This window comes from Aminobacter sp. MET-1 (genome assembly GCF_026521175.1).
In the GTDB taxonomy this organism is placed as follows: Bacteria; Pseudomonadota; Alphaproteobacteria; order Rhizobiales; family Rhizobiaceae; genus Aminobacter.
In genome coordinates, this window is record NZ_JAMSHL010000159.1 from 1 (window position 1) to 246 (window position 246).

Here is a 246-nt window from a genome sequence, read left to right on the forward strand (position 1 = left end):
TACGACGGTCACGTCGGGAGAGGCTTCGAGGAACGCCCAGCTCGAGAAGCCGGCATTGAACCCGACCTCGCAGATCGACGTCGTGCCGGGCCTCGCGGCCAGTGCGGACAGGTATCCGAGTTCCGACTCGTCGGCTCCACGCTCGAAAGGCTCCCCCGCTGTGGCGGTTCGATGCACCAACGACTCGAGGTATTCCAGGCCCATCCATGTCCTCCTGTTCGACTGCTTCGGAGCGTAGCCGACGGT

1 protein-coding gene is annotated in these 246 nt (G+C 64.6%); it reads right to left on the reverse strand.

Going from position 1 to position 246, the window contains the following annotated elements; translation table 11 throughout:
• On the reverse strand, positions 1–204 hold a 204-nt coding region (locus NDO48_RS29455), incomplete at its 3' end, for a hypothetical protein (RefSeq protein WP_267322949.1).
• Positions 205–246: the final 42 nt, after the last annotated feature.